The organism is Crocosphaera watsonii WH 8501, from assembly GCF_000167195.1.
Classification (GTDB): domain Bacteria; phylum Cyanobacteriota; class Cyanobacteriia; order Cyanobacteriales; family Microcystaceae; genus Crocosphaera; species Crocosphaera watsonii.
The window spans coordinates 542,162-554,382 of record NZ_AADV02000001.1 but is presented as its reverse complement, the minus strand read 5'-3'; the positions used below and the strand labels follow the sequence as shown (position 1 = coordinate 554,382).

15 protein-coding genes and 1 pseudogene are annotated in these 12,221 nt (G+C 36.6%); 7 read left to right on the top strand and 9 right to left on the bottom strand.

What is annotated here, in order from left to right; genetic code table 11:
* Positions 1-13: 13 nt before the first annotated feature.
* Positions 14-1,540, bottom strand: coding sequence for an IS5-like element ISCwa2 family transposase (locus CWATDRAFT_RS02775; protein WP_007303557.1), 1,527 nt, complete (start codon positions 1,538-1,540; stop codon positions 14-16).
* 134 nt (positions 1,541-1,674) lie between these two features.
* A pseudogene (locus CWATDRAFT_RS02770) lies at positions 1,675-1,845 on the bottom strand (NF041680 family putative transposase); the annotation flags it as partial.
* A 79-nt stretch (positions 1,846-1,924) separates the two neighbouring features.
* On the opposite strand from CWATDRAFT_RS02770, the gene CWATDRAFT_RS02765 reads away from it, so the two are divergent.
* The 5 genes from CWATDRAFT_RS02765 to CWATDRAFT_RS02745 all read left to right on the top strand — a co-directional run bounded on the left by CWATDRAFT_RS02765 (position 1,925) and on the right by CWATDRAFT_RS02745 (position 5,680).
* Entirely contained in the window at positions 1,925-2,320 is a 396-nt protein-coding gene (locus CWATDRAFT_RS02765) for a hypothetical protein (RefSeq protein WP_007303072.1), read from the top strand.
* A 391-nt stretch (positions 2,321-2,711) separates the two neighbouring features.
* Complete coding sequence (locus CWATDRAFT_RS02760; RefSeq protein WP_007303556.1) at positions 2,712-3,290, top strand: DUF3611 family protein; 579 nt, start codon at positions 2,712-2,714, stop codon at positions 3,288-3,290.
* 29 nt (positions 3,291-3,319) lie between these two features.
* Complete coding sequence (locus CWATDRAFT_RS02755; RefSeq protein ID WP_007303555.1) at positions 3,320-3,652, top strand: DUF565 domain-containing protein; 333 nt, start codon at positions 3,320-3,322, stop codon at positions 3,650-3,652.
* A 6-nt stretch (positions 3,653-3,658) separates the two neighbouring features.
* Positions 3,659-4,729, top strand: coding sequence for a hypothetical protein (locus CWATDRAFT_RS02750; protein WP_007303554.1), 1,071 nt, complete (start codon positions 3,659-3,661; stop codon positions 4,727-4,729).
* Between the two features lie 57 nt (positions 4,730-4,786).
* Positions 4,787-5,680 (top strand): ROK family protein, encoded by an 894-nt coding sequence (locus CWATDRAFT_RS02745; RefSeq protein ID WP_007303553.1) that lies wholly within the window; start codon positions 4,787-4,789, stop codon positions 5,678-5,680.
* Between the two features lie 58 nt (positions 5,681-5,738).
* On the opposite strand, the gene CWATDRAFT_RS02740 is transcribed toward CWATDRAFT_RS02745, so the two are convergent.
* The 6 genes from CWATDRAFT_RS02740 to CWATDRAFT_RS38155 all read right to left on the bottom strand — a co-directional run bounded on the left by CWATDRAFT_RS02740 (position 5,739) and on the right by CWATDRAFT_RS38155 (position 9,173).
* A complete protein-coding gene (locus tag CWATDRAFT_RS02740) occupies positions 5,739-5,933 on the bottom strand; it encodes a type II toxin-antitoxin system HicA family toxin (RefSeq protein ID WP_007303552.1) in 195 nt (64 codons plus the stop codon).
* On the bottom strand, positions 5,930-6,118 hold the full coding sequence (locus CWATDRAFT_RS02735; RefSeq protein WP_007309115.1) for a hypothetical protein: 189 nt from the start codon (positions 6,116-6,118) through the stop codon (positions 5,930-5,932). Before CWATDRAFT_RS02735 ends, CWATDRAFT_RS02740 begins: the two co-directional genes overlap by 4 nt.
* Before the next feature lie 4 nt (positions 6,119-6,122).
* Positions 6,123-6,350, bottom strand: a complete 228-nt coding sequence (locus CWATDRAFT_RS02730; protein ID WP_021834300.1) for a type II toxin-antitoxin system HicB family antitoxin — start codon at positions 6,348-6,350, stop codon at positions 6,123-6,125.
* A 312-nt stretch (positions 6,351-6,662) separates the two neighbouring features.
* Positions 6,663-7,202, bottom strand: a complete 540-nt coding sequence (locus CWATDRAFT_RS40940) for a GUN4 domain-containing protein (protein ID WP_007303551.1) — start codon at positions 7,200-7,202, stop codon at positions 6,663-6,665.
* 23 nt (positions 7,203-7,225) lie between these two features.
* A complete protein-coding gene (locus tag CWATDRAFT_RS38160; protein ID WP_007303550.1) occupies positions 7,226-7,672 on the bottom strand; it encodes a hypothetical protein in 447 nt (148 codons plus the stop codon).
* A 151-nt stretch (positions 7,673-7,823) separates the two neighbouring features.
* Positions 7,824-9,173 carry an NACHT domain-containing protein gene (locus CWATDRAFT_RS38155; protein WP_007303549.1) on the bottom strand — a complete coding sequence of 450 codons (1,350 nt, stop codon included), beginning with the start codon at positions 9,171-9,173 and terminating at the stop codon, positions 7,824-7,826.
* Positions 9,174-9,299: 126 nt separating this feature from the next.
* On the opposite strand from CWATDRAFT_RS38155, the gene purS reads away from it, so the two are divergent.
* Positions 9,300-9,575, top strand: a complete 276-nt coding sequence (gene purS, locus CWATDRAFT_RS02720) for a phosphoribosylformylglycinamidine synthase subunit PurS (RefSeq protein WP_007303548.1) — start codon at positions 9,300-9,302, stop codon at positions 9,573-9,575.
* A complete protein-coding gene (gene purQ, locus CWATDRAFT_RS02715) occupies positions 9,575-10,258 on the top strand; it encodes a phosphoribosylformylglycinamidine synthase subunit PurQ (protein ID WP_007303547.1) in 684 nt (227 codons plus the stop codon). Before purS ends, purQ begins: the two co-directional genes overlap by 1 nt.
* 164 nt (positions 10,259-10,422) lie before the next feature.
* Here the strand turns inward: purQ and CWATDRAFT_RS02710 are convergent, their stop codons facing one another.
* Positions 10,423-11,988: an NAD(P)H-quinone oxidoreductase subunit N gene (locus CWATDRAFT_RS02710; protein ID WP_007303546.1), complete on the bottom strand. Its 1,566-nt coding sequence runs from the start codon at positions 11,986-11,988 to the stop codon at positions 10,423-10,425.
* Positions 11,989-12,221 lie beyond the last annotated feature (233 nt).

The following is a 12,221-nucleotide window of genomic DNA, read 5'->3' as shown; positions in this document are numbered from 1 at the left end:
GTTTCTCCAAAATTTATGCCACTTTTGACCAAGAATTTTCTGACAAATCAATAAGTTTTAGTGCATAAAAATTGTTTAAAGTATAATCAAAATTAATGAAAGGCGGTTCGATGAGTTCCCCTGTTCTATTATTAGTAAATAAGGACAAAAAAAGCGACAAAAACTGCCTCAGAAGTTTAGAAAGATTGACAACTAAAAATGTAATAGCAATAGATGTAATGGAGGTTTCAGGGAGTTTTGTCATCACGAGATTTAGGCTAAATCTTCGTTTAGCTTGTCCAAACTTTCCCTCAATAGCATTACGGAAGCATTCATCGGAGTGGGCTTTTTTCTTTTCTTCTTCACTGACATTTTTCGGAGGTCTTCCTAACTTCGGACCACTGATTCTTATACCTCTTTCCTTACACCAATTTCTGTTTTCCCTAGTTCGATAAATTTTATCTACATGGACGGATTCGGGATAATAGCCAAACGTTTCTTTATACTTTTCTACTTGTTCTTTTAAATGACAAGATTCATTGAAGTTTTCCCAACTTATTTTGTCTAGAAACACATAGTTATCTACACAGCTTACTGAGAGTTTAGCTCCAAACTCTATTGGTTTTCCTGCTTTTCCCCTCACTATTGGACGAATATGCGGTTGAGTTAAACTTACAATTCTTTGAGGAACACTCTGGGTATTATTCTCCCACATTGACTGTTGTTGTTCATAAACTTTTTTGATAGTCTCTAGACAATTTTTCTGTCTTTTACTCAGATTTTCCAGGGAAGCCCCAGCTTGAATTAAGTCTTCTATATTTCCTAAATTTTTCTTAAGGTATTTTAACTGTTTCCCGATAGCTTTTCTTCTTTCTTGATAAGATACTTTTCGTTTTTTAGCTATTTTTAAGTATTCCTTTTTAGCAATTTTTCTAGAAGTTCTCGGCTTTTTTCTCAATTTTACTCTTAATGGTTTATAAAGATTATCTATTATTCTTTCTGTCTCAATTCTGGCTTGATTTAATATGCCTAAATCCGTTGGGTATTTGATGTCTGCTGGCGCACAAGTCGCATCTAAAATTAGTTTACCTTTATTTTTTATTTTTTCTCCTTTTTCTTGGAGACAATCCTTTTTTTTTACTTCTTTATCACTCTTGTCTATTTCTCTTTTTACTATTTTTTTATTGATTTTGTTTATCAATTCTCCATCAATTCTTTTCCTAAAATGAACTAGCATTGAAGATTCCAGTGGTGGCTCTTGTTGATAACAATTTAAACCTATAAAGTATTGTAGATAGGGATTTTCTCTAATCTGTTCTATAGTTTCTCTATCACTTGTTCCTAATTTTTCCTTAATAATTAATGTCCCTAATGCCATTCTAAATAGTTTGGCTGGCGCACCTTTTTCTGCTGAAAAAAGTTTAGCATATTCTTCCTCAAAATCATCCCAAGGTATCAACTCTGCCATGATTACCCAACGATTATTGGGGGACAATTTGCCCTCGAAAGGTAATTCAAATTTTTCTGGGGGCGGTAAAGGTTGCTCCTCTTTTCGATACATTTGTTCTTGACCAACAACTGGGAGGTGTTTCTACCAATTATAGCGGTTTGTAGCCGACAAAGCTGATCTTTTTTGCGATCGCGAATATGGGTGTAACCTTTTAAAGAATAGGGTTTTGCTTTTATTCAGCAAACCCTAAATAAAGGATTGAGAGACAATTCAACGACTGAGTGAGCTTGTTGGTTACTGGAGAGGGCATCGAGTAATTCTATAATAGTTTCTTTTCTAGCTTTTAGTCCTTGGAAGAGGTTAGACCTCCACACCAGGAATTCCTCGACAGACGTAGCCGTTTCATTTTTGGTCATTTTTAAAATTTATTACCTTATAAATTAGCTGAATATATACGCTAACATCAAAAGAGGTTGTTTGTTACAGTTAAGGCTAATGTCATCACATTCCGAACTTAAGACCAGTCAAGATGTCCACCTGAGAGCCAAACAAATTAAGAGTCTAATTCGCTCTCTTAAACAGAAAATAAAGAAAATTGAACGGGAAGGGGAAGTAGCACCAGCTAATTGTCATATTATTCGTTATCAGGTTAATGGAAAGGGAACAATCTACTGGTATTATAAACTACAGGCTGCTGAATCAATTTTTCCTATGGCCACTAATAATGAGAAAAAAACCAAATATAAATATTTAGGACGAGCCGGAAGTTCTGCTCATATTGATGCTGTAGAAAAACTCACTAGAAGAAATCTCATTGATGAATTAGAACGAGTCATTCAATCTCTAACTGAAAGCTACTTAGATATCTATATTGGAACCGAAACTGAATGAAGCTATTTAATATTTAAAATCCCCTAAAAAGATGGAAAGGGAGTTTTTAAAATCACCTTAATTCTCTATTTTAGCTCTGGAGATATGTTTAGCGTAAAATTTACGCTAACAATTGTTTTTTATCCAAAGTCCAATCGTTTAGGATGAGTCAAAAAAGTTATTTCTAAACGCTTCCTGAACAGAAATTTTGACCTTAATATATAGCGTTTCTCGGACTCATGAGGCTTCGCCGTGAGCGCGGCTCCGAACGGTACACCTAATATCGAGCCTCCGAACTCCGAACTCCGAACTCCGAACTCTGAACTCCGAACCCAGACTTAATAGTTCAACTGTGTCATCATTAAAGAAGAACCCACAGAGTTAAAACTATCAAAGTTTTCACCATCAGATTATGAGTAAAAACTACGAAATTTCTCGACCCCTCCCTCCCCTTCCCCCCAATGTCAAACGTGCTGCGAGAATTCTGCAATGGTCCGGAAATATTGGTTTCTGGGGACAGTTAGTGTTAGGGGTACTAGCTGCTGCTCTGTTATTCTTGGCCTTAGCTGGTTTAGTAGCTCAAGAAACCTCAACAGAAGGGACTTCTTTTAGTGTATTTTGTTCTATTGCTGGCGTTATCGCACTGGTGATAAGTATTTTAATTTGTTTTCGTTATAAAAAAATTGCCCAATTGATGCGAAACCCCGAAGCAAAATCACGGCCGAAAAAGTCATCTACACTACAATTAATTCGGGTCGGTTTACTATCAAATTTAGTAGGGATTTTCCTCTCAATTATTGGTGCAGAAGGTTTTGTTGGTATTTTGTGGCGCAAACTTTCTAATATTCCTCAAGGTGCAGCGGTTTATGATACCAGTAAGTTACCGACTCCTAGCGAAATTTTATTGCTTCTTGCTAATACTCACACCATTCTCTGTCACTTTGCTGGTATTGTTGTGGGTTTATATTTATTAGACCGTTTGGATAGATAGTCACAAAAAAACATGAGGAGAATTAACCTATGCAAAGAACGAGATTAAACACTTTAGTAGAAGTTACTCAAACTAAGTTTAACGAAACTTTTAGTAATCCTTGGCGACGGATTTCTTTAAGTTTAATTAGTGTTCTTTTAGGCTTTTTTGTTGGCCAAGCTGTTTCTATTACAGCAGGACAACAGACTTATTGGGATATTACTGTAGGAATTTTTCTGTTAATTTTTACTGAAGGAATTAGCAGAATCACCTATAGTAGAAGTAAAAAGGAAGGGCGATCACTAAGTCTCGATATTCTCAATCTTTTTAAAATTGGGGTAACTTATAGTTTATATGTTGAAGCCCTCAAACTGGGTTCATAAAATAGCATGGAATCTCTTAAGTTACTAGAAAAAATCAATCAATCTTCTGCTTTGTCTCCTTCTGAAATCGAAACTTTATTACAGGAAGAATTACAAGATAAATCTTTCTGTAATATATTTAATATAAATCCAGAAAATGGTAGAGAAAAAATAAATAACCGTCTTGATTTATTGGGTAAAAGTTATCATTTAATTGCTCAATATTGTCATGATTTAGGCTTTAATACTCTTGACATAATGTCATTTATGTGGAAACTATTGCTCCCTTTAGCTGTTCAATTAAGTCAAGAAAAAAGTCAACAAAAATCACCGTTAATACAAGGAATTTTAGGAGGACAAGGAACAGGAAAAACAACTTTATCAAAAGTTCTTTGTTTAATTTTAAAACAACTAGAATATACAACCATTACTATCTCCATTGATGACTTCTATAAAACCTATAGTGAACGTCAAAAATTACGAGAAATTGACCCCCGTTTGATTTGGCGTGGACCTCCAGGAACCCATGATATAGAATTAGGAATTAAGATTTTAAATCAGTTAAAATATCCTAATCATTTATCACCTATTTCTATTCCTCGTTTTGATAAATCTTTATGGAATGGTCAGGGGGATAGAAAAGAACCAGAAATGATTAATAAGAAGCCTGATATTATCCTATTTGAAGGCTGTTTTCTGGGAGTTCAACCCATCAATGAAACTCAATTTCATGATGCACCATTACCTATTAAGACAGAAGAAGATAGACAGTTTGCTAAAGATATCAATGAAAAGTTAAAAGCTTATTTACCTTTATGGGAAAAATTAGATCGCCTGATTATTCTCTATCCTAAAGATTATCGTTTTAGTAAACAATGGCGCAAAGAAGCAGAACAAAAAATGATTTTATCAGGTAAAACAGGGATGGATGATCAAGAAGTAGAAGACTTTGTTAACTATTTTTGGAAAGCTTTACATCCTGAACTATTTATAACACCTTTAGCCCAAAACCCAACTTTAGTCGATTTAGTGATTACTATCGATAATAACCACCATCCTCAACAGGTAGATAGTCATTTAAAATTAACAAAAGACTAGAATAGCTTTCAGTCTATTCTAGTAAAATTATCTAATTAAAGAGATTAATTAAATTGTATGGAAAAACCCTCAGTCATTGGCCTTGATCTCGGTGGGACTGCCATTAAACTCGGACAGTTTCTCGCAGATGGTACCTGCATCAACTCCTTAACCGTTGCTACCCCCCAACCGGCAACCCCCGAAGCTGTGGTAAAAAGTATGGTGGAGGCGATCGCCCAACTTACCCCCACTGGAAACTGTCTCGCTTTAGGGGTAGGAACCCCTGGCCCGGCTGATAAAAGTGGTAGGATTGCTAAGGCAGCTATTAACTTGTCTGGGTGGCAAGATGTTCCTCTGGCAGACTGGTTAGAGGCACAAACCGGACTACCCACAACCGTCGCTAATGATGCTAACTGTGCCGGTTTAGGGGAAGCTTGGTTAGGTGCAGGGAAAGACTATCAAAACCTGATTATGTTGACCTTGGGAACGGGGGTTGGTGGTGCTATTATCCTCAATGGCCATCTATTTACCGGTCATTTGGGGGCGGCCGCAGAATTAGGGTTAATTACGCTGAATTTTGATGGTCCGGTGTGTAACAGTGGTAATAATGGCTCTCTAGAACAGTATGGTTCTATTCAAGCGATACGCCGTATGACGGGGAAAGAACCAGCAGAATTGGGAGAATTGGCGGAAAGAGGTGATAAACCAACCCTGGAATTTTGGGAAAGCTACGGTTGTTTATTGGGTGCAGGTTTAGCTAGTTTGATCTATGTTTTGACCCCAGAAGCGATCGTTATTGGAGGAGGTATTAGCGGCAGTACAAAGTTTTTCTTTCCGGCGACTCTAGAAGAGATAGAGAGACGGGTTTTGCTCAGTTCTCGCGAAAATTTACAGCTATTAACGGCAAAATTAGGTAATCAAGCAGGAATGGTGGGTGCAGCTAAACTAGCTTGGGAATTATTAGAAAAGTGAAAATTCTGGAGCGTTACAGCATTAGTTTAATTCTAGTTTATCATTAGAAAATAGAGGTTTAAGCATTTGAATTTTCATTATCAGTCAGCATTTTGATAATATGTTTAGCAAGTTGTTCTTTAATTTCTCGATGTCTAGGAATAGGTTGCGAAATTTTCGTTTTAGGGTTTTGATACCAATCATGTTTCCATCCATGACGAACAAAAATACAACCCATTTTCTCTAAATTTTTAATTAAATCCCTTCGCTTCATAATACTTCAAGTTCTGCAACTTTACGAATATGGCTAAGATTATTACTGGTTAATTCATGATAAATATCAAGGAGGTTTTCTTTCAATTCTTCTTCTGTTTCTCCTTGTGTCCAGTAATCAGGATATTCTTCAAAATATCCTAACCACATATCGTCATTTTGCCAATAAACATATTTCTTTTTCATTGGTTCATTCTCTATTGTTATGTATATTATTTAATTTTAGCCAAAATATTAAAGGTTGGGTTAAATCTTCATAGGTTTCTATTAATGCTGCTAATGCGTCAGATACATTGGGGATGACTTCTTCTAAGTTATCTGCTTCTGTAATTAAGTTAGGAATTAAAGGACAGGTGATCGTATAACCACCTTCAGGTTGAGGTTCCAAAATTAAAGGTAATTTATAAATATCTTTCATTTCTCTTGTCAAAATATTTGATACTTTCTATTATAAGAATGTTGCTATCAATGTTTAATACTCTTAAAACCAACAAACTCGTAAAAAAGAGCGAATATTCATGGTTTTACAAAAGATTGTAAAGTTTATACGCTACAGTTGACAAGTATTTTCGCGAAAGAATAACCGCCCTACACTTGACAAACGAATAAACAAAAAAGTTGGGATATGTCCTACTGGTGTAGTATCCCCTAATTTAAAAGTCATGTCCAAGTAATCTAGATATTCTTCTCTTATTCTCCACCCAACAACATCACAAAACTTGTCCCATATTTATTCATTATACATTTTTGTCCCTCCTAGTTCATCCATATAGATTTGCTTTTGGACAGAAAAACCAAATTGTCCGTTACTATACTTCACCCAAAGTTGATCAATAATACGTAAATCTTCACAAGGAAAGTTATCGATATCCTTAAAATCTAACCATCCTTGTTTAACTCGGTTAGCAACTTGAAGTATGACTTGAACAGTTTCTTCATCTGCGTCTTTCCAACGTCCAGAAGACAAGTAATTAATTAAGGTTTGGTAGTAAGAAGGAATAGTAACTCGTACCACTCTTAAAAAGTCTCCTATCCCTTCATAATCTTCCGTTATCCCCTTTCTTGCTGATTGCAACATTTCATCAGCAGTAGGTAAACGATAATCATAAACTTCCTCTGATGATTGTAGGTCTTTTCGAGTCGCTAACCAAGCACAAAACCAACGTGCATCCTGCCATTTTATACCAATAACAGGGCTATTAAAAATCTTATCAGAAATATCAATCACTTCAGCAGTAGAATGAAACTGTCCCGATATTTGTGCGTCCAAAAATAGTTTATATTCTACCCAAGTTATGGGTTCAGAAATAGCGTTTTTTCATCGATAGCTGTTAAGTTATTAAAGTGTTTTTCCAAGGTTGTCAAAGCAAGAATTTGGTCATAAAAAATAAGGGGATGATCTTCATGACTAGCATAATAAGATTTATTGCAATCATTTATTTTTTCTCTAATTGAAGCTGTTACGAGTGACCAAGATTTATACTGATTTGCTATATATAAAGTATTGTAATTAGGATTATTTAAAATTGCAGTAATAATAGGGTTTGCATCGGCTAAACTCATATAAAAATAAATCACTTCTTCCCATGTTTTATCTCCTAATCTTTCAATAACTTTTGCTTGTCCTTCATTTCCTAGATCCTTAAGATATAAAGCAGCAAAATATTCTTGAAAAGTTAAGTGACTAAATTCATAAGTGTCTAATTCTCTTTCTTGTAATAACCCTGTGATTTCTAACATTTCTCTTAAAAATTGTTTTCCTGTTAAAGACTAATTTTCTTGACAACAATCTTTTAAAGTTGATTCAATCCATTGAATTCCTTCTTCTGGGGTAAAAGTTGTTTCTTCTGCTTCCATTAAATGCCAAGCTAAAACCTGTAAAATAATCTTATTATTTTACAGGTTTTAACGTTAGTAAAGTATTCTTATGATGGGGACGAGTTGATAGTAATAAATCTGTGATTTTGCGATATAACTCTTCTCGTTCTGTGGGTAAAGTTCTTTCAGCACGATGGGTTGTAGTAATCATTGTAATTAATAAAGGATTACGAGCTAAATCTTTTAGTGCAAGATTAGCAAACAATTGTTTTCTCAAATCTTCAGCATTTTCTCGTGCTTCTTGATCACTTCTAATTCTCGTTACCTTTTTCGTTAATTGTTCATTGGGTGGATTATTTAAACTATTTTCATAGAGTTTTTTCCATTTCATTTCCCACATAACGGTACGATACCATTTATTAATAAACTGCTCTTTTTGATCATTAGTAAATTCTCGAATGCGTAACTTTAAATCAATTTTAATAGGATAGCTAGGTTGATCAGCATTTAATTCAAAACCGTGAGGACGAGAAGTTAAAATAAATTGAGTATTTTGATATTCTTTCATAACGCTATCTGTCCAACGTCTTATATTCTCTCGTTGTTCTTTTGGTACTTCATCTAACCCATCAAAAATAACTAAACAGTTACCATTATCTAGATTATTTTTTAACCAGATACGATCAGGTTTAAGTTCTTTAAATTCTGGTTGTCTTTCTAAATGAGTAATAATCAAACTAATTAAATCAACAAAATTATTCTTTTCTGACTCAGATTCAGAATTCATTAAAAGAATAAAGGAATAAATATCTCGAAACCGTAGCAAGATAGGAATAAAATATTTTGTATTTCTATAATTTCCTGTACTATAAGAATAAGCTAAATGACGCATTAAAGTTGTTTTACCGAAACCTGGATCAGCAATAACAATAATCCGTCTATGGGGTAAATTTTCAGCTTGTTGACTTGGTAAAAAATCCCAAATTTCTTTAAATCCTTGTTCTATTATTCCCTCCTTTGAGTAAACATTGAGGGGAACAAAAACATCCTTTAACGCCAAACCTGGCAAGTCCTGAAATCCCTCGACTTCTAAAGCATAACAATAGGTTTTCAAGGATTCTAGGTACAACTCGGAAAAATTAGACAATTGAGAACTAAAACCACTTAAACCTTTTTCTATGGCTTTTCCAGCTTGCTCTCCTAAACTTTTTGAACGGGGTTGCAGCACACCGATAACCCCTTGCCAAAAACCAGTTAATAAACTTGTCCCTGTAGCGATCGCCCCTGCAATTATTGCTTTAGGAATACTATCAGTAAACAAAAAATAAAGAGAAGATCCGCCACTTCCTGCCACCAATAGTTTAATTAAAGCATCCGTTAACTGTTCAGATAATTTAGGATCTTTTTTAGGTTCTTCTGCCATAAGCTAATCTATGGGAATCAGGACATAATAATATTATGCCTATAAATTAATTTCCTGTTCTAATCATGTTAGTCTGAGAACAAGTAGATTTAATATTGGAAAATATAGCTTAATTACTGACTGCCAATGTCTCAAGAATACCATTGTCGCATATATGTCACCCTCAGACCGTCGGTTTTAGATCCGGCTGGTGTTGCAGTACAATCAGGACTACATCAGCTAGGATACGAAGGTGTAGAAAAAGTAAGAATAGGGAAGTACATTGAGCTTACCATGACCGCAGAAGATCAAACCCAGGCCGAAACCCAACTGGATGAAATGTGCGATCGCCTTTTGGCCAACCCTGTGATCGAAAATTATAGTTATGAAATCACTGCACTAACAACCAGTGGGAGTCACTAATGAAGTTTGGAGTTATTGTTTTTCCTGGATCAAACTGCGATCGCGATCTAGTAACCGTTATAGAAGGATTACTCGATCAACCCACCCGCATGATCTGGCATCAAGACACGGATATCAGCGATATTGATGTTATGGTCATCCCTGGAGGGTTTAGTTATGGCGACTATCTTCGCTGTGGGGCGATCGCTCGTTTTTCCCCTGTGATGCGATCGGTCATAGAACACGCTAACCAAGGTAAATTAGTGTTAGGGATCTGTAACGGTTTTCAAGTGTTAACAGAAGTAGGTTTATTACCAGGGGCCCTCATCCGTAACCGAGATTTACATTTTATCTGCGATCGCATTCCAGTCAGGGTAGAAAATAATCAATTACCTTGGACAAAAAAATACACCCCTCAACAAGTCATTACCCTCCCAGTTGCCCACGGAGAGGGGCGTTATTATGGGGATGAAGAGACAATCAAAGGGTTAGAAGATAACCAACAAATTATTTTTCGCTACTGCAACTTATCGGGAGAAATAAGCGAAGATACAAACCCCAATGGTTCCCTTTCTAATATTGCAGGAATTAGCAATAAACAGGGTAATGTCTTGGGAATGATGCCCCACCCGGAAAGGGCTTCTGATCCCCTTACAAGGGCAACAGAAGGGCGGATCTTATTTGAAGGATTACTTGTAAGCTGAGTTCGGTGTTAGGAGTTCGGAGTTCGGAGTTCGAGTTTTTTCCATCAGATAATCAGGGTTTAAGACTCTTAATTTTGACCAGTTGTCTATAAATTTCCTTATATCGAACTCAGGTTTGTAAGTTTATCAAGTAGTAGTGTGGGCAATGCCCACACTACAGAAAATTATGGGTTAATGCTAGGAGAAGGAGTTTCCACTTGAGAAATACGAGTATTAACCACCGATGATTGTAAAATCGGGGTAGTGGTCACAGAATTGTTGGCTAAAGTAAAGAGAGGATTAGATAAAATCCCTGCCAGAGAGGTGGCTATGACCGATAACACTAATCCCACTTGTAAAGGACGCATTCCCTGTAAATTCCATTGAATTTCGGGATAGTTTTTAACTGCATCGGACATCTCCTGGGGTTCTTTTACTACCATCATTTTCACCACACGGATGTAATAGTAAATAGATACCACACTAGCTACTAAAGCCAGTATAACTAGGCCATAAAGTCCTGCTTGCCAACCAGCCCAAAAAATATAAATCTTGCCAAAAAATCCAGCCAGGGGAGGAATACCCCCTAAAGACAGTAAACAAAGACTTAACCCTAAAGTTAAAAGGGGATCTTTTTGATAAAGTCCTGCGTATTCACTAATTTGATCAGTTCCGGTGCGTAGGGAGAACAAAATCACCCCACTAAAGGCTCCTAAGTTCATGAACAGATAAACTAATAAGTAAAACACCATGCTAGAGTATCCAGCATCGGTTCCGGCCGTTAAACCAATCATCACAAACCCAGCTTGGCCTATGGAAGAATAGGCTAACATCCGTTTCATGCTAGTTTGGGTCAAAGCTACCACATTACCCAAAACCATACTGAGGATAGCCAAGGCGGTGAAAATTAAATGCCATTGATCCACAATAGAAGCAAAAGCCGTTACAAGTAAGCGAATAGCTAAGGCGAACCCTGCTGCTTTCGATCCCACCGAGAGAAACGCCACCACCGGAGTTGGGGAACCCTCATAGACATCGGGGGTCCATTGGTGGAAAGGAACAGCAGAAATTTTAAAGGCAATACCTGCAACAATGAATACTAAAGCGATCGCCAGTCCCAAAGAAGAACTACTATCGTTGGTCAAAATTTTCTCTGAAATTGCGTTTAGAGTGGTTTCCCCTCCCGATAAACCGTATAACAAGGAACTACCGTAGAGAAAAATAGCCGAACTCGAAGCTCCGATCAACAGATATTTTAAAGCAGCTTCATTAGAACGAGGATCTCGCTTCATGTATCCCGTCATCAGATAAGAAGAGATACTCAACATCTCCAAAGAGATAAAAATCATCACCAACTCATTAGCCCCGGAGAGAAACATTCCCCCCAAAGTAGCTGTTAACATGATGGCGATGAATTCCGCCAGGGAGGTTCCCGTCTGTTCCACGTAGCGAATAGACATGAGAAGGGTGACAATAGTGCATAAGGCGATAATCCCGCGGAAGACAATACTTAAATTATCCCCATCAAACGCCCCGAGAAACCCCAAGGTATCAGGGCTATCCCAAGCTCGGTAAAGGGCAAATAAAGCCGCTAATAAACCAGCGATAGCGAAGTAGGGTAGCCATGTTCTGGCATTACGACCCCCAATCAGATCACCAATGAGAACCAGCATCAAGGTAATGATAACAATTCCTTCCGGTAGAATTGTCACCGCATTTAGTTGACTGGCAACGTTACTAGAAAAGTCCATAGGTTAGTTAATAACAAAGTTTTGGCAAAAAGACACCATTACATTAACAAAAATGTTACAAGAAGTCCCCATCTAAAAATACTATCAAATCTAACTACATTTTAGGCTTCTTCCTGCCATTCTCAACTTCAGCCCATGGGAAATATGGGTTGATATATCATATGCTTGACACCTAGTTCTTTTGTTTCAATAACAAAAAACACGCTTTTTTGAGGACGAAAAGCGCGAGTAAT